1 pseudogene is annotated in these 257 nt (G+C 56.0%); it reads left to right on the top strand.

From position 1 onward, the window contains the following. Positions 1–123 (top strand): annotated as a pseudogene (locus VSR34_RS39125) (IS5/IS1182 family transposase); the annotation flags it as partial. Between the last annotated feature and the right edge of the window lie 134 nt (positions 124–257).

Here is a 257-nt window from a genome sequence, read left to right as displayed (position 1 = left end):
AACCGCTTCCGCCGTCTGGCCAGAGACTACGAGCGCTTGCCCGAAACCTTGGCTGGCTTGCATTTCGTCGTATTCTCCGTGCTTATGCTCGTCCACTTTGCAGCCCTTAACAAAAGTGCATAACACCCTCTAAGCAAAGCGTGAAACGCCCGGCGCATCAGGCCGTGAGTCTCGGAAAACGAAGGCCATCATGCTTCAAAAGCCGGTCGACCAACCTGCTGGCAGACTCTGCGGCCGATACGCCCAGCGTGAAAAAA

Origin of the sequence: Paraburkholderia sp. JHI2823, from assembly GCF_038900695.1 — a bacterium.
GTDB classification, from domain to species: domain Bacteria; phylum Pseudomonadota; class Gammaproteobacteria; order Burkholderiales; family Burkholderiaceae; genus Paraburkholderia; species Paraburkholderia mimosarum.
The sequence above is the reverse complement of the archived record's forward strand: the minus strand, read 5'-3'. Positions and strand labels throughout refer to the sequence as shown.